Genomic DNA, 15,968 nt, shown 5'->3' on the forward strand with positions numbered 1-15,968 from the left:
CGCCAGCCATGCTCGCAAAAAAGTGAGCCGGGGCGACACGGGGCTGTCGGTTCCGGCCTATGCCGTTCGTCTTCCACCCAGAACCGACTGCACTGGGAGATCTGGAATGAGCAATTCGACCTATCGCTGGGTGATCGTCGCCGCCGGCGGCCTGTTGGGCTGTGTCGCGATCGGCGGGATGTTCTCGCTGCCGGTGTTCCTGCGGCCGATGGCGGCCGAGACCGGGTGGTCGGTGACCGGCATTTCCAGCGCGATGACGATCGGCTTTCTCGCGATGGCCTTCACCAGCATGATGTGGGGCGCGCTGTCGGACCGGTTCGGGCCGCGGCCGGTGGTGCTCACCGGCTCGGTGGTGCTGTCCTTGAGCCTGGCGTTGGCGAGCCGGGCGCCGTCGCTGCTGGCGTTTCAGATCCTGTTCGGCGCACTGGTCGGCGGCGCGACCGCTGCGATCTTCGCGCCGATGATGGCCTGCGTCACCGGCTGGTTCGACACCCATCGCAGTCTCGCCGTCTCGCTGGTGTCGGCCGGCATGGGCATGGCGCCGATGACCATGTCGCCGTTCGCGGCATGGCTGATCTCCTCTCACGACTGGCGCACCTCGATGCTGATCGTGGCCGGCGTCGTCGGCGCAATCATGATCCCGGTTTCGCTTCTGGTGCGCCGACCGCCCGGGCTGCAGAACCCGCAAGCGGGCGCAGCATCCGACAATGGCGGGCCCGCGATGTCGCGGTCTGAGGCGCTGCGCTCGCCGCAATTCATCATCCTGATCGCGACCAACTTCTTCTGCTGCGCCACCCATTCGGGGCCGATCATCCACACCGTGAGCTACGCGATCACCTGCGGCATTCCGATGATCGCCGCGGTCACGATCTATAGCGTCGAAGGACTGGCCGGCATGGGCGGCCGCATCGTCTTCGGTCTGCTCGGTGACCGCTTCGGCGCCAAGCGCGTGCTCGTGCTCGGCCTGCTCGCGCAGGCGTTCGGGGCACTCGGCTACGTCTTCGCGCGCGAGCTCGCCGCGTTCTACGCGGTCGCGGCCGTGTTCGGCTTCATCTATGCCGGCACCATGCCGCTTTACTCCGTGCTGGTGCGCGAGAATTTTCCGCTGCGGATGATGGGCACCGTAATCGGCGGCACCGCGATGGCCGGCAGTCTCGGCATGGCCACGGGACCGCTCGCCGGCGGCCTGATCTACGACACCTTTGCGAGCTACACGTGGCTCTATGTCGGGTCGTGGGCGGTGGGCCTCGGCGCCTTCCTGATCATGATGACCTTCAGGCCGTTCCCCGCGGCGAGGAGCGTTGCTCCCGTGCCGGCCTGAACAGTGCGAGGCGTGATCGGTCAGGTGCCGATCACGCCATGCGCGTCATGCCCGGCTTCGCTTCGGCCGCCGGATTGCGCGCACCGAGTTTCTAGTGTGTCCGGCGCCGCAGAAGAAACGGTCGCCGCCATCGGACTCCAGCCCGGAGACGTGCGCGCCCTGCGGCATCTCGAGCCGTTCCAGAACTTCGCCGGTCTGCGGATCGATATGCCTCACCTCGCTGGCATCATCTTCCCATGTGCCATGCCAGAGTTCGCCATCGACCCAGGTGACGCCGGTGACGAAGCGGTTGCTTTCGATGCTGCGCAGGATCGCGCCGGTCTCCGGATCGATCTGGAGGATCTTGCGGTCGCGATATTGTCCGACCCAGAGCGTACCTTCGGCCCAGGCCAGGCCGGAGTCGCGGCCGCTGCCCGGGGCGGGGATGGTGGACACCACGCGGCCGCTCTTCGGCTCGATCTTCAGGATGCGGTCCTCGGAGATCTGATAAAGGTGCTTGCCGTCGAAGGCGGTGCCGGCATGGGCCGCGACCTCGATGGTGCGCGTGGTCTTGCCGCTCTCGGGGTCGAACGCGATCATCCTCTCGCCCGCAGCGAACCAGACCTGCTCGCCGTCGAAGCTGACGCCGCCGACGCTATCGACCCCGTCGAAAGCGTATTCCTTGATGATATGGGCCGGTGACGTCTTCATGCTGCACTCCTGTCGTTCGATTGTGGCCTGATGCTAGCCGCTCGGCAGCGGGGCAGGGAGTAACAAGGTGGTCGTGAATCCCGGGATCGGCGGCGTCATCCAGCGTCGCGCGCGGGCGCGGCCGACCGATTGCACCTTGCCGGTAGCGGCCAGCGTGTCGAGCGCGCGCTGCACGGTGCGCTGGCTCGCGCCGAGCGCAAGCGACAGCGCCGAGCTCGACCACGCCTCGCCGTCGGAGAGGAAGGCGAGCACCGCGGCATGCTCCTCCTCGACCGGTTGCGCCAGCACCACGACCTCGCGCCGGCCGCGCGGCGCCAGCACAAATCCTTCGGGCGTCGCGCGCAGGTCGGCGAGCGGCCGCAGCGCGCGGCGCAGCCGCCCGATCTCGACCCGCAGTCGGGCGCGATGCGATTCATCGGCATGCTTGCCGCGAAACGCGCGCGCGATCAGCGTGCCCCGCGACACATCCTGCGGCCATGCTTCGCCGAGTGCGCGCGCGAGGGAGAACAGCACCGGCCGGCGGGTCAGCGAGATCGTGGTGCTGGAGTTGCGGACGACGTAGCGGCAGGCGTCGACGACCAGAGCCTTCGATCCCATCAAGGCCTCGACGTCGTCGAGCAGCAGCGGTCGCTCGCTGCCGCGCGCGATCAGGCGGGCCGCGGGCGTGGTGAGCAGACGCGCCGTGATGTCGACCTCGGCGGCGAGTGCCGCGATCCCGGCGCGGCGTGCCGCGACGCCGGCGCGTGCGAGCGCTTCGCGTGCCGGCTTGGTCCGCAGCCGACGCATCGCGATGCCGGCCACGACCAGTTCGTGGCCGACCCGGAGCGCGGGCGGGAACGGTGTCGGGTCGAGCTTGGCGAGCATGCGCTCGGCCTCGTCAAGATGCCCGATTAGCAGCAGGCGGCGGATTTCCAGACAGCCCGCATGGGCAGCGTTCAAGGCATCGCCATGCGCGTCGAGCGCCGCGCGCGCCGCGGCAAGCGCCTTTGCGGGAAAAGAGAGGTCGCGTGACACCAGCGCGATCTCAGCCTCGGCAACCACGCAACGCGCCCGCGCAACCGCCTCGCGCGGACCGAACGCGCGCCCGGCTCGCCGCAACAGGTCCTTGGCGCGGGCGAAATCGCCGAGCCGGGCCATCGTAATGCCGCGCAATGCCAGCGCCGGCGCGTCGTCGCGCAGGGCCACCCGTTTCAATGCGCCGAGAAGGTCACCCGCCGCGAGTGCGCGCGCCGCGGCAATTATCAGCGAGTCCATCCGAATCCCGACACACTTGTCACTCTCGCCCTCCGAGGCCTGGGCTTAACCTAGCATATGGCCGCGGAACATCATGTCCAAGGAGACCTATGCGATGACCAGTCACCAAATTGGAACGCGCGAGCAATGGCTTGCAGCTCGGTTGGACCTGCTGCAGGCAGAAAAGGACCTGACGCGGCGCAGTGATGCGTTGGCCCGACAGCGGCAGGCCCTGCCATGGGTCCGGATCGACAAGGACTACCGGTTCGATACCGACAACGGCAGCGCATCGCTGGCGGATCTGTTCCGGGGCCGTTCGCAGCTCCTCATCTATCATTTCATGTTCGGCCCCGATTACGCCGCCGGCTGTCCGTCCTGCTCGATGATCGCCGACGGTTTCAACGGATTTGCGGTCCATCTCGCCCACCACGACGTGATGCTGTCGGCGGTGTCGCGGGCGCCGCTCCCCAAGCTGCAGGCCTACAAACAGCGGATGGGCTGGACGTTTCCATGGGCGTCGTCGTCGCCGAGCGACTTCAACGCCGACTTCAATGTCTGTTTCACCGAAGATCAGCAGGGCACGGGCATCGACTACAATTACCGCCGTGAACCGCCTTTCGTGCGGCGCGATGAGCCGCTCGGCGGCGAGGCCCCGCGGTCCCGGTCGCATTCCGCGATGTGCGGGACCGACCGGGCAACCTTTCTTCGTGAGCGGCCCGGTATGAGCGCTTTCGTCCGCGAGGACGGCGCGATCTATCACACCTATTCAGCCTACGGACGCGGTCTCGACGGTATCTGGGGCATGTATCCCTGGCTCGACCGCGCACCCAAAGGTCGCAACGAGACCGGCGGCGCCTGGTGGCGTCGTCATGACGAATACGACGCGGTCTGATCCGTTCAGGGAGGCGGGCGATGAGCGATAAGATCACATCAATCGTCGGCGCGCGGCCGCGCGGACACGGTGAGGCCGTGGCGCGCATTCTGTCGCTGGCGGCGGCGCCGACCTTCGCGATCATGGCGCTGATCGCCGCGGCCGCGCCGGCCGACATGCTCTGCGCGGCCATGCAGGGACCGTTGTCGCTTCAGGGCATGGTGCCGATGTATGCGCTGATGAGCGCGTTCCATCTGGCGCCGTGGCTGCGGCTGGTCCGATGACCGGCTCACTCCTCCGGCAGCGCGAAGACCGCGCATGGCTGTACGATGCCGCGCAGCTCATGCGTGCCGAGCGCGACCATCGGCATGTCGGTCTCCGCGGCCAGCGCGCCCGAGACCAGCACGGTTTTCTCCAGCGGCTTGCACAACCCNCCGGCTGACCAGGTTGACCGCAGACCCGATCGCCGTGAAGTCGAGCCGGTCAGCCGCGCCGATATTGCCCCAGAGCATCTCGCCGAGATGCAGCGCCGCGCCGAACGGCAAAGGCGGCAGGCCGCGGCCGCGCCGCTCGGCATCGAGATGCGCCATGCCGAGGCGGGCGGCCGAGATCGCGCGCAACGCCGCCTCGCACGCACTGCGCGGGCTCGTCGTCACCGGAAAGATCGCGAGCAGGCCGTCGCCGATGAATTTCAGCACCTCGCCGCCAAAGGCGTGGATGGCGCCGGCGATGCGATCGAACCAGGCGTCGAGTGCGGCGATCACCTCGGCCGGCGGATGGCTTTCGGACAGCGCGGTGAAGCCGCGCAGGTCGGCAAACAACAGCGCTGCCTTGATCGTCTCGCCGGTGTTGCGGCGCAAGGGTGCTGCCAGCACGCGCGCCGCGCTGCGCCGGCCGAGATAGGCCTCCAGCGCCGCCGTCAGCGTGACGCGCGCGGCAAGTGCGGCAAGCGGTGCCGCCGTGAAGCGCGCGGCAAGACGCAGCTGATCCGCGTCGTCGGCCGTGAGGGGGCGAGTCCCGATCCAGCCGAGCGTCGGTCCATCCGGTCGCGGCCCGATCGTGTCTTCGTGGATCGGACCCGGCGTGAGCCCGCTGAGCCAGCGGCGTCCGGCATCCCCGGCCGCCGCCGTATCGAACATGGCAAAGGCTTGCTGTGGTGCGAAGCCGAGCGCCTCGATCACGTCGCCGCTATCAGCGCGCCACAGCCAGGTGCGCCTGGCGATCAGCGGGTGTGGAACCTCGAGTGTGAGCGCGCCGCCGGCAAGCGGCAGGCCATCCGCAACGAGATGTGCACCGAGTTCCGCGAGCAACCGGTCGGCGCCGGCGCTCTCGGCCGCGATGTCGACCAGCCAACTCAACGTCGAAGACAACTGCATCGGCGCATCATGAGGTTGGCACCGTACCCTTGTCACGCGTTATCCCCTAAACTCGGCGGCCATGGGAGGACCGATCATGAGTGAACCCTTCGTCATCAGGCGAGAAATCCAGATCGCGGCTCCACCTGCCTCGGTGTTCGCGTTCCTGACCGACCCGCAGAAGATCGTGAGCTGGATGGGGCTCGAGGCATCGACCGAGCTGCATCCGGGCGGACTCTATTTCCTCAAGGGCGTCGGCGGCGATCACGCACGTGCGGCTCGCGGTGCGTTTCGTGAGGTCGTGCCGGTGCATCGTCTCGCCTACAGCTTCGGCTGGGAGGGGCGCGAGGAAGTGCCGCCGGGATCAAGCCTGATCGAGATCGACCTGATCGACAAGGACAGCGGCACGCTGTTGCGCATGACCCATAGCGGACTCCCGAACGCCGAGCAGTGCGCCAGCCACGAGAAGGGATGGGCGCACTATCTGGGGCGGCTCACGCTGGTGGCCGCCGGTCAGGATCCCGGTCCCGACCACGGACCGGCGCGCTAGGAGCGCTCATGGGAGGACGCCGCCGCAGCCGGACTCGCTGCAGCGGACCGACAACACCTTTAGGTAGATATAGCGATATACACGTTGTTGTGATTGTGTGACCTTGTGCGCGCTCCAATAGGATCGACGCCGTCTGCGATATTTCCAAGCACCAGGATTTTTCCCGCGAGGTCGATATGGACGCACTCACACTTTTCATCATCCGTCACGCCGAGAAGCCCGGCGACGCCTGGCCGGGCCCAGGTTTCATGGCCAATGGCGTGTCCGACACCGAGTCGCTCGTGATCCGCGGCTGGCAGCGCGTCGGCGCGTGGACAGCCTTGTTTGGCACCGCTCTCACCGCGGGCGACTATGCCAAGCCGGATGCGATTTTCGCCGCCACGCCCGGCAGCGACACCGATCCCAATCAAGGGCCGAGCCGCCGGCCTGCCGAGACGATCTCGGCGCTCGCCGCGCGTCTCGCCATCACGCCGAACGAGGGCTTCGGCAAGGGCGACGAGAAGGCCCTGGTGAACGCCGTGCTGGCGTTGAAAGGCGTCGCGCTGGTGTGCTGGGAGCACAAGGCGATCATCTCCGACATCATTCCACGGATTCCCGTCAGCAAGGGCAAGCCGCCGACCAAATGGGACGGCAGCCGTTTCGATGTCGTGCTGCGCTTCGACCGTGCCAAGGGCGACGACAAGTTCGCGTTCAAGGAACTGTTTCCAAAACTGCTGTCTGGCGATTCCGACAAGCCGCTGGATGGCTGAGGCGAGCGTTACTCGAGCCCGAGCGCCTTGCGCGACTTTCGCGTCAGCTTCCCCGCGACGAGCGCATGCGCCTGGTTGAGATAGGCCTTCAGTTCGGCGTCGGGCAGGGCGTCGTTGCCGACAAGCTGCACCCATTTGGCGCGCGCCAGATAGGGCGCCGGCCGTGCGAGCTCCTGCTCGATCATGAGCTGGTAGGCCATGTTCGACACCTTGAACATGAAGCCACCGCCGAGCCGTTCGACGAAGCCGCCGCCCAGCGCGAACATTTTTCCGCCGACCTTGAAGACCGACGTGCCTTCCCATTGCACCACCTTGGTAGCAGCGGGGAGGCGCAGGCAGTGAGCTTCGAACGTCTTGAGGCGCATGCGTGGCCAGAGGTTGTGAGGAATCGCCCAGCATTAGTCCGGGCGCGCCAATGCCGACAAGTCTCTGACGCCGGAGAGCAATAGGACCGGCTCACCCGGCCACTGTCGCCAGCGCTCCGGGGGCTGCCGAGGCTCTTCACGAAGACGTGCCTTGCGGATTTCGCATCTCAAAACATATCGTAAGATATGTTTTACGGAATAAAGCACAGAGGAGCATCTATGTACCGTTACCGAGACGACGACGGCTTCCGGTTTGGAATTTTCGCCATGGGCCGGCACGGCGGGCGGCATCGCTTTGGCCGCGGTGGGCACGGCTTTTTCGGGCGCGGCGGCGACCGCGACTTTCCGGGTTCGCGACGGCTCTCGTCGCAGGACCTGCAACTTGTCATTCTGGCGCTGCTCTGCGAGCGGCCCGCGCATGGCTACGAGCTGATCAAGTCGATCGAGGAACGTTCGGATGGTTTCTACAGTCCGAGCCCGGGCGTGATCTATCCGGCGCTGACTTTTTTGGAAGAGATTGGCCATGCCAGCCTTACCCAGGACGCGGCACGCAAGCTCTACAGCATCACCGAGCAGGGCAAGGCGCATCTCGCCGAGAACCGCGCCACCGCGGACGCGATCCTCGCGGCGCTGTCGCGGATCGGCAGTCGCATGGAGGAGGTGCGCGAGGCCTTCGCCGGCGTCAGCGATATTGACGGCGATGCCTCCGACGAATTGCACCGCGCGCGCCGGGCGCTGAAGCGCGCGTTGCGCCTCAAGCACGGCGCCGATGTCACCGAGGCACGGCGGATCGCGAAGATCCTGGAGCGCGCCGCGGCGGAGATCCTGCAGCAGTGACGCAGTCTGGAAGGGGGCATGACATGTCGACCGATCGTCCGCACGGTCCGATCCAGGATCCGCGTATCAATGCCGTCATCGATCGCCTGCAGGCGCCGCCCCGGCGGCCGCCTGCGGGGGGCGGCCCACGCGGCAGTCCGATGCGCAGCGGCAGCCGTGATCCGCACGACTATGCCGAGCAGGGGTTCTCGATCAACCCTGACCAAGGCGAGTTGATCTATCTGTTGTGCCGTGGCCTGCGCGCCACGCGCGTCGTCGAGTTCGCAACCTCGGTCGGCATGTCGACGTTGTATTTCGCGGCTGCCATGCGCGACAATGGCGGCGGCAAGGTGATCGGATCGGAGATCGTGCCTGCGAAGGTTGCGACCGCAAAGCGCAATCTCGCCGATGCAGGCCTCGCGGACTATGCCGAGATCCGCGAAGGCGATGCGCGCAAGACGCTGCGCGATCTCGGCGGTCCCGTGGATTTCATCCTGATCGATGGCTGGCCGGACGGAAACGGTCCGACGCTGGCGCGGCAGGTGATCGAGATCGTCGCTCCGCAGCTTCAGGTCGGCGGCTATGTCATGAACGACAATGCCGAGCCCGATTTCCTGGCGTTCGTGCGCGATCCCCGGAACGGTTTCGTGTCCATCACGCTGCCGCTCAAGGGCGGCACGGAGCTGTGCCTGAAGGTGGCGTGAAGGCCGCGCCGGTTCGGCAGAGCGAACCGTCCGACCCGGTTGCTGGCGCGATTGTGAATCGCGCCGACGGCACGCTCGGCTGGATTTTGTGGACGCTTGCTGCTCTGCTCCGGTCCAACCGGGAGTGAAGCGCCGCATGTCCATCTCAGACCCATCGACCCATCCGCTGGATCGCCCGATCTGGCATGCGCTGACGACGCGGCAACAGGCGTTGGCGGAAGGCGGCACAGACGCGCGGCGCTTTCCAGTCGCGATCGCGCCCTTTGCCGACATGGTCGACATGTCGGAGAGCAGCTTTGCGGCGCTCGGTGCGTTGCTGTCGGGACCAGAGATCGCGGTGCTGTTCACGCCGGATCCGGTGACTGCACCGCCGGCCTTCAAGGTGCTGCTGGCCGAGACCGGCGAGCAGATGGTCGGGACGCCCGCGGCGTGTTCTTTGCCCGGTGTCGACATCGTCACGCTCGGCGCGGCCGATGTTCCCGCGATGACGGCGCTGATCGAACTGACAAAGCCCGGACCGTTCAGCACGCGGACGCATGAGCTCGGCACCTTTCTCGGCATCCGCGTCGATGGCGAACTGGTTGCGATGACCGGTGAACGGATGAAGCCGGGCAACTACACCGAGATGACCGCCGTCTGCGTGCATCCCGCGCATCGCGGCCGCGGCTATGCCCAGGTGCTGCTGTCGGCGGTCTCGCGCCAGATCGTGGCGCGGGGCGAGATTCCCTTCCTGCATGTCTTCACCAACAACATTTCGGCGATCGCGCTCTACCGGCGCCAGGGCATGGAGATCCGCCGCCGTCTGCACGTCACGGTGCTGCAGAAGCAGGGGTGAGGCGGGAATGTAGGCGGATCGCGCGTAAGCGTCTTTGCGAAGACGGTGACAAGCAAGCCCAGCCTCACCGGGGCGAGCACGTATAAGCCGTAAACCATCGCGCAGGGAAAGCCGGAGCCTCCGGTTACACCTGTGGTCCTACCTCCCGCGTTTTTTTGTTGCGCGGGACCCATGGGTGCGATCGGCACCCGGCTTTCCCTGCGCCTCTGTTCGAGAGAGTGGCGAAACGAAATGCAAAGCTCGGACAGATCGTGTCGCGAGAATGCGAATGTATGACTCTCCGAATGGACGACTCTCCGGCAGTTCAACACGCTCGCTGTCGTCCCTGCGAACGCAGGGACCCATAACCACCAATGATGATTGTTGAGCCACGCTGGAACGACGAGTCCTGTTCACAACATCCGCTGCGGCGTATGGGTCCCTGCGTCCGCAGGGACGACAGTTGGAGAGGCTTGGGCCTGATCCGTTCGCTTCGTTTCAGCCTCGCTACCAGTTCCGCCTTTCAATACGCGGCGTTGGATGCAAACATGACACTGCTGTCGATGGCCGGGAAATGCTCTCCTCGATCCGCGACCGGCGCAGGAACGGGGAAAACACATGACAGTCGAAACGGCCGCGGCGGAGCAGGGCGAGGCCAACCGATGGACGACCGTGGCTGTCGTTGTCGGCTGCGGCGTCGCCGCCGCGCTCCAGGTCGGCAAGGTGCCGATTGCCGCGACCATGCTGCGGACCGATCTCGGCATCGACCTCGCTGCGATCGGGACCATCGCGGGTATCTTCGCGGTGCTGGGGCTTGTCGGCAGCATTCCGGCAGGCCTTGTCATCGCGGCCACCGGCGAGCGCCGGATGCTGCTGTTGGGGCTCGGCGCAATCGCGCTCGGCTCCGCTTCGGGAGCGCTGGCGCCGTCGCTCTGGGTGCTGCTGGGGTCGCGTCTGCTGGAAGGCCTCGGCGTCTTGCTGGTGGCCGTGGCAGCGCCGGCCTTGCTTGGACGCCTGGTGGAGCCCCGCGCGCGCGCAATGACGATGGCGCTGTGGAGTTGCTACATGCCGTTCGGCATCGCGACCGCGATGCTCGCCGGCCCCTATTTCCCAAGCTGGCGCGCGATGTGGTGGACGAGTGCGGCGATCGTGATCCTGTTGCTCGCGCTGGTTTACGTCATGGTGCCGGACGCCGCGCCGAAGTCCGGTCAGGCGCGAACCGGCCTGTTCGCGCAAGCCGTCGCGCTGGTGCGGCGATCGACGCCCGCGCTGCTGACGGCGTGCTTTGCGCTCTACAGCCTGATGTTCTTTGCCGTGTTCAGCTTCCTGCCCATCCTGCTGACCCAGCATCTCGACCTGTCGGGTCGCGGTGTCGGCGTGCTCAGCGCCGTGGCTGCGCTGGCAAACGTCATCGGCAATCTCGCTGCCGGCCGTCTGCTTGCGCGCGGCGTCGGCCGCGACGCGCTGATCGGAGCGGCTGCGCTCGTCATGGGCGTGTCGGCACTCGGGATCTTCATGCCTGTCCTCGGTGGCTGGGGCGCATTCTGGCTCTGCCTCGTATTCGCCGTCAGCGGTGGCCTGATCCCCGCGACCCTGCTGTCGTCAGCGCCCGCCGCCGCATCATCGCCGGCCACGGTGCCCGTCATGATGGGGTTGCTGATGATGGGCAGCAATCTCGGTCAGGTGGTCGGACCGATCGCCGTCGGTATGACGGTGTCGGCATGGGGCTGGAGTGCCGCCGGCATCATGGTGCTTGCCGCCGCAATCTTCGCCGGTGTCGCTGCATGGCGGCTGGCTGCGGCCCGGCAGACGACGGGCTGATATGAGGAGCTGCCGGCTTGACGTCGCGGATGCGGCAGTCGAAGGAGGGGATGTCTCTTGCCCCAACGACAACAGGAAATCGTCATGACACGTGTGCGCTGTATCACCGAAATGGGCATGGGCGTCGACGTCCATGGCCGCGACGCCACCAAGGCCGCGAAGCGCGCGGTCTCGGATGCGATCCGCCACTCCAGCCTCGGTTTCTTCCGCATGCTCGGCAAGACCGCAAACGACATGTTCGTCGACGTCACGATCGCCGTGCCAAATCCGCAGGACGTCGACACCGCGGCGGTTGCCAAGGAACTGCCCTACGGCACCAAGACGGTGAAGGCGATCGCGGGCGGGCTCGAGATCCCGTCAGATCAGGGCAATGATCCGATCCTGATCGCCAACGCCGCCGTGATCGTGAGCTTCGACGACGGCAAGACCGGCTAGGCACTCCAATCTGGTTCGCGGACAAGCCGAAACGAAGAAGGGGGGAAACCATCGTGACACAGGATAGCAGCGAGTATTGGAAGCGGGCCCGCGTCGAGTTGCGGGCGGCAGGCTTCGAGCCCGACCGTGCGATCGCGTCCACCGCCGTCGTCACGATCGCCAGCGCCTACACCAATGCGCATCGCTGCAACAACCGGGTGCGGACGATCACGGACTTGCTCGTCGAACTGCTTGCGGAGCGCGGCGGCCAGGGGCTGATCGTCGGCGCGCCGGCGGTGTCGGACGCGCTGACCCAGGGATCGCCGACCGCGGGCTACAGCCTTACGTCGCGCGATGTCGTCGCCGATTGCTTCGAGATCGGCCACTACGCCCATCACGGCGATGCGATGATCGTGATCTCCGGCTGCGACAAGACCGGCGCGGCGGCGCTGATGCCGCTGGCGCGGACCAACGCGTTCGGCCTCGTGCTGTATCCCGGCACGAGTTCGCCGGGCCGGGTGTCGTTCGGCACCTGGGCCGCAAAGGGCGAGAACCTCACGATCATGGATTATGCCGAGGGACGCGCGGCACATGAGGCCGGCCGGATCTCGGCGGAGGAAATGCTCGAGCTCGAACGCAATGTGATGCCGGGCAGCGGCACCTGCGGCGCGATGTTCACCGCCAACACCATGAGCACGATCGCCGAGGCCATCGGCATGATGCTGCCGCACGGCGCCTCGCATCCGGCCGATTACGGCGCCGGCAAGGATATCCACGCCGACGTCCGCGCCCAAGCGCGCGCTTCGGTCGATGCACTGTACCGGCTGATGGCGGCGGGCATCCGCCCGCGTGACATCATGACCGAGCGCGCCTTCGAGAATGCGATCGCGACCGTCTATGCGATGGGCGGCTCGACCAATATGTACCTGCACCTGCTCGCGGTGGCGCGCGAAGCGCAGGTGCCTGTGACGATCGAGCGGATCCAGGCGGTGGGTGAACGGATTCCGCTGCTCGCCAATTTGCAGCCGCATGGTCCGTTCGCGATGGGCAGCCTGCACGCGATCGGCGGCGTGCCCATCGTGATGAATGAATTGCTTCGCAACGGCCTGCTGCATGGCGACGTCATGACGGTGACCGGCAAGACGCTGGCGGAGAATCTCGCGGCGGTGCCGACGCTCGAGCAGATCGCGCGCCAGGAGATCGTCTCGCCCGTGTCGAACCCGGTCGCGCCGCCCAACCGGCATATCAGCGTGCTCAAGGGCAATATCGCGCCGGAGAGCTGCCTGTTGAAGCTGTCGGGCAAGACGCTGGAGAAGGGCGTCTTCCGCGGCACGGCGCGGGTGTTCGATTCCGAGGCCGACACGATGGCGGCGATCCGCGCCGGTACGATCGAGCGCGGCACCGTGATCGTGGTTCGCAATGTCGGTCCGGTCGGCGGTCCCGGCATGCCGGAAATGGTCATGCTGACGATCCAGCTTCAGGGCCGGGGCCTCGGCGAGGATGTTGCGCTGATCACCGACGGCCGCTTCTCCGGCGTCTCGCACGGCATCCTGATCGGCCACATCTCGCCCGAAGCGGCGCGCGGTGGCCCGATCGCCGCGGTGCGCGATGGCGATGTCATCGTGATCGACCCTGCCGCGCGGACGCTCAATGTCGAACTATCCGCGGACGAGATCGCAAGGCGCATGGCCGAATGGCGCGCGCCGGAGCGTTCGGCGCGGCCCGGATCGGTGCACGACAAGTACACCCGGCTGGTGTCGTCAGCCCATTATGGATGTGTGCTCTGACGGATCGACGCCACGAGGATCGGGCAGGGCGGGCGCTAGTCGCCGTCCCTGAAATAGTCCGGTTTGCCGGTGGTCCAGGTCTCGCCCCAATGCTGGCCGCCGCCGTCGACGGTCAGTATCTCGCCGGTGATGAACTTTCCGGAGGGACCGGCGAGATAGACGCTCGCCTCCGCGATGTCCCAAGGCGAGCCCGGGCGCATCATCGGGTTGGAGCGCGGATAGGCGGCGCGCGCCTGCTCGCTGTAGACGTTCCAGCCTTCGGTCTCGATCGCGCCGGGCGCAATGCAGTTGATGCGGACATTCAACGGCGCCCATTCGACCGCAAGTGCGCGCGACAGCCCGATCACGCCGGACCGCGCGGCAATCGTGTGCGCGATGCCGTAGAGGCCGTGCGTGGTGACCACGACGATGTTGACGATGCTGCCGGGATGTTTGCGGTCGCGCCAGCGTCGCGCCGCCGATTGCATCATGTACCAGGTGCCGTTGAGATTGGTATTGATGACCGCGTTCCAACCCTTGACGGAGAAGTCGATCGCGGCTTGCGGAAACTGACCGCCGGCGCTGTTGACCAGGATGTCGACGCGGCCATGCGTAGCCCAGATCGCATCGAACATCGCGTTGACGGCGTCGGGGTCCTTGATGTCGGCGACATGCGCGGATGCCTTGAGGCCACGGCGCCCGAGATTGTCGACGAGCGCATCGAGCTTATTTCCATCGCGCCCGACCACGACGACGTCAGCGCCGAGCCGCGCAAACAGCCAGGCGATCGCGCGGCCGATGCCGCCAGCTCCGCCCGAGACGATCACCACTTGACCGGCCTGCGCATTTGTTGCGAACACGGTCGGATGGATCGCCAGTTCGTCGTCGGAGAGGCCGAGCTTCTCCGGCTGCGGTTGATCGTTCATGGTCGGTCCGGCCCTTGCGGCTTGTATCGAGGTCCGTACATTAGCTACTTTCCGGCGCAAAATTCGCCGTTCTCGAATTGAAGTGATTTGGAATGCGTGCTGAAAAGACGACACCCCGCCGGCGATAGCGGCGGGGTGTTGGTAAAGCGTTGGTGATCTTCGGCGCGTTTCTAGTTTGACGATTTCTCATTGATGGCGCGGCCGATGTTGATGAGATTATCGGAGATCACGCCGAGTCCGACCCAACGCTTCATTCCATCTTCGCCCTTGTAGCGACAGCGGCTGAGCCCGTGTCGCCGCTTCGACACGCTGATGCGGCCCTCACATCCGGTACGCCATTTCTGACCGTTGCGGAACCAGCGCTTCTTCTGTTCGCGTCGGCGCTCAGCGCTCTTGGTGGAGCGGTTGGGAATGCACACACGCTTGACACCCTTGGCTTTGGCAGCGGCCTCGTTCTTACCGGAATAGAAGGCCGCGTCGGCAGCAACCAAGTGCGGCACGCGTCCGATCGCCGCCTGGTGGAGTTCGAGCGCGGGAATGAGCAGGTCGGAATCGTTGGGCCGCTTGTCATAGACCTCGAAGTCGATCACGATCTGGTTCTCGGCCTCCTGCAACTTCACCATTTTGCCGAACTCGTTGGGCTTGCCCGCCTTGCCTTTGCGGATGACCTCCGTCGAAGGCTCGAACACGCTCAAAAGCTTACCTTCCGAGCGCGTATCGCCGCGATAGATCCGGGCCCTGGTCTGTTTCATGACCTGGTTTACTCGCGGCACCATCTCGTCGATCTGATGGCGCAAGCGATCGAGCTTCAATTGCCCCATCGCATTGGGGGCCTGCTTCACTCCCGCGGCGATCTGCGCCGAGAACTGCTTTGCCTGTCCGACCACGCGGCTGGCCGAATTGAGCAACCGCCCGTAGGCACCCTTGAGCTTCTCGGAGCTCTGCTTCACCCTGGAGCGTGCGGCCCGCGCAATGTCGAGCACCCGCAGCTTCACGCTGCGACTGCGATCGCGCAACTTGGTACCGGTCTCTCCAGCGATCTTGGTGACCTCCTTCATGGTGCGGATGAGCACGCGCACGCCGTCGCCCAGCAGGCTCGAGTCGGTCGGATAGTGGACATTGGTCTCCACCACCGTGGTATCCACGCGCATCCGCCGGCCTTCCACAACTCCTTGATCCTGCGCGATCTTCACCATCCGTCCGTGGACCTGCTTGATCACCTTTGGGCCCACCGCCAGGCCCCACCGGCCGATGGTCTTGGCATCTGGCATCTTGCCACCGCCGATCCGAGCGAAGTCGCGGTAGACGAGATTGGCGCGTACTTCGCGCTCGAGCACCTCGTAGCTCCAGTTGCGAACGTGCTTGAGAACGAGCAGTCGCAGCACCATCTCCGCCGGCGCACCACGCCGCCCGCGGCTGCGGCTCTTGGGATGTCGCTGGCCGAGCGCTTCGTACACCGCCGTGACAATGGCATCGTCATCCAGGATCCGGTCCGCGTGGTCCATCCAGTCCTCACGCAGGCCGGCCACTTCCTCAGCGACCCAGTGATCCCCAAACCTCAGCTGTGCCCGCC

The 15,968-nt window shown here is 66.2% G+C and carries 16 protein-coding genes and 2 pseudogenes; 11 read left to right on the forward strand and 7 right to left on the reverse strand.

Translation table 11 applies throughout. From position 1 onward, the window contains the following. Positions 1 to 106: 106 nt before the first annotated feature. The gene (locus AS156_RS10930) at positions 107 to 1,321 is read left to right on the forward strand and encodes an MFS transporter (protein ID WP_066503617.1); all 1,215 of its coding nucleotides are present in this window, start codon (positions 107 to 109) and stop codon (positions 1,319 to 1,321) included. Positions 1,322 to 1,366: 45 nt separating this feature from the next. On the opposite strand, the gene AS156_RS10935 is transcribed toward AS156_RS10930, so the two are convergent. Both AS156_RS10935 and AS156_RS10940 read right to left on the reverse strand, forming a co-directional pair. Beyond that, positions 1,367 to 2,011 carry a Vgb family protein gene (locus tag AS156_RS10935; RefSeq protein ID WP_066503619.1) on the reverse strand — a complete coding sequence of 215 codons (645 nt, stop codon included), beginning with the start codon at positions 2,009 to 2,011 and terminating at the stop codon, positions 1,367 to 1,369. A gap of 33 nt (positions 2,012 to 2,044) precedes the next feature. Continuing rightward, positions 2,045 to 3,265, reverse strand: coding sequence for a DNA-binding protein (locus tag AS156_RS10940; RefSeq protein WP_066503621.1), 1,221 nt, complete (start codon positions 3,263 to 3,265; stop codon positions 2,045 to 2,047). Between the two features lie 94 nt (positions 3,266 to 3,359). Here AS156_RS10940 and AS156_RS10945 point away from each other — a divergent pair, with 94 nt between their 5' ends. Together AS156_RS10945 and AS156_RS10950 are read left to right on the forward strand one after the other, a co-directional pair. Next, positions 3,360 to 4,136 (forward strand): DUF899 domain-containing protein, encoded by a 777-nt coding sequence (locus AS156_RS10945; protein ID WP_066503651.1) that lies wholly within the window; start codon positions 3,360 to 3,362, stop codon positions 4,134 to 4,136. 20 nt (positions 4,137 to 4,156) lie between these two features. Next, the gene (locus tag AS156_RS10950) at positions 4,157 to 4,399 is read left to right on the forward strand and encodes a hypothetical protein (protein ID WP_066503623.1); all 243 of its coding nucleotides are present in this window, start codon (positions 4,157 to 4,159) and stop codon (positions 4,397 to 4,399) included. Between the two features lie 5 nt (positions 4,400 to 4,404). Here the strand turns inward: AS156_RS10950 and AS156_RS44210 are convergent. Further along, a pseudogene (locus AS156_RS44210) lies at positions 4,405 to 4,548 on the reverse strand (adenylate/guanylate cyclase domain-containing protein); the annotation flags it as partial. Between the two features lies 1 nt (position 4,549). Beyond that, positions 4,550 to 5,491 (reverse strand): annotated as a pseudogene (locus AS156_RS10955) (adenylate/guanylate cyclase domain-containing protein); the annotation flags it as partial. Positions 5,492 to 5,567: 76 nt separating this feature from the next. Here AS156_RS10955 and AS156_RS10960 point away from each other — a divergent pair. Together AS156_RS10960 and AS156_RS10965 are read left to right on the forward strand one after the other, a co-directional pair. After that, complete coding sequence (locus tag AS156_RS10960; protein ID WP_066503652.1) at positions 5,568 to 6,020, forward strand: SRPBCC family protein; 453 nt, start codon at positions 5,568 to 5,570, stop codon at positions 6,018 to 6,020. A 176-nt stretch (positions 6,021 to 6,196) separates the two neighbouring features. Continuing rightward, positions 6,197 to 6,769: a histidine phosphatase family protein gene (locus tag AS156_RS10965; protein ID WP_066503625.1), complete on the forward strand. Its 573-nt coding sequence runs from the start codon at positions 6,197 to 6,199 to the stop codon at positions 6,767 to 6,769. Between the two features lie 8 nt (positions 6,770 to 6,777). Here the strand turns inward: AS156_RS10965 and AS156_RS10970 are convergent, their stop codons facing one another. Continuing rightward, a complete protein-coding gene (locus AS156_RS10970; protein ID WP_066503627.1) occupies positions 6,778 to 7,134 on the reverse strand; it encodes an MmcQ/YjbR family DNA-binding protein in 357 nt (118 codons plus the stop codon). A 219-nt stretch (positions 7,135 to 7,353) separates the two neighbouring features. Here AS156_RS10970 and AS156_RS10975 point away from each other — a divergent pair, with 219 nt between their 5' ends. The 6 genes from AS156_RS10975 to ilvD all read left to right on the forward strand — a co-directional run bounded on the left by AS156_RS10975 (position 7,354) and on the right by ilvD (position 13,490). Continuing rightward, on the forward strand, positions 7,354 to 7,971 hold the full coding sequence (locus AS156_RS10975; RefSeq protein WP_066503629.1) for a PadR family transcriptional regulator: 618 nt from the start codon (positions 7,354 to 7,356) through the stop codon (positions 7,969 to 7,971). A 23-nt stretch (positions 7,972 to 7,994) separates the two neighbouring features. Continuing rightward, positions 7,995 to 8,654 (forward strand): O-methyltransferase, encoded by a 660-nt coding sequence (locus tag AS156_RS10980; protein WP_066503630.1) that lies wholly within the window; start codon positions 7,995 to 7,997, stop codon positions 8,652 to 8,654. Positions 8,655 to 8,790: 136 nt separating this feature from the next. Beyond that, positions 8,791 to 9,489, forward strand: coding sequence for a GNAT family N-acetyltransferase (locus tag AS156_RS10985; protein WP_066503653.1), 699 nt, complete (start codon positions 8,791 to 8,793; stop codon positions 9,487 to 9,489). A 597-nt stretch (positions 9,490 to 10,086) separates the two neighbouring features. Further along, positions 10,087 to 11,289, forward strand: coding sequence for an MFS transporter (locus AS156_RS10990; RefSeq protein ID WP_066503631.1), 1,203 nt, complete (start codon positions 10,087 to 10,089; stop codon positions 11,287 to 11,289). Positions 11,290 to 11,373: 84 nt separating this feature from the next. Next, positions 11,374 to 11,724 (forward strand): Lin0512 family protein, encoded by a 351-nt coding sequence (locus AS156_RS10995; RefSeq protein WP_066503632.1) that lies wholly within the window; start codon positions 11,374 to 11,376, stop codon positions 11,722 to 11,724. 53 nt (positions 11,725 to 11,777) lie between these two features. Beyond that, positions 11,778 to 13,490, forward strand: coding sequence for a dihydroxy-acid dehydratase (gene ilvD / locus AS156_RS11000; protein ID WP_160331075.1), 1,713 nt, complete (start codon positions 11,778 to 11,780; stop codon positions 13,488 to 13,490). Between the two features lie 35 nt (positions 13,491 to 13,525). On the opposite strand, the gene AS156_RS11005 is transcribed toward ilvD, so the two are convergent. Both AS156_RS11005 and AS156_RS11010 read right to left on the reverse strand, forming a co-directional pair. After that, a complete protein-coding gene (locus AS156_RS11005) occupies positions 13,526 to 14,395 on the reverse strand; it encodes an SDR family oxidoreductase (protein ID WP_066503635.1) in 870 nt (289 codons plus the stop codon). Positions 14,396 to 14,565: 170 nt separating this feature from the next. Continuing rightward, a partial coding sequence (locus tag AS156_RS11010) for an ISNCY family transposase (RefSeq protein ID WP_082747396.1) occupies positions 14,566 to 15,968 on the reverse strand: 1,403 nt, incomplete at its 5' end.

The sequence above is a fragment of the Bradyrhizobium macuxiense genome, from assembly GCF_001542415.1.
Classification (GTDB): domain Bacteria; phylum Pseudomonadota; class Alphaproteobacteria; order Rhizobiales; family Xanthobacteraceae; genus Bradyrhizobium; species Bradyrhizobium macuxiense.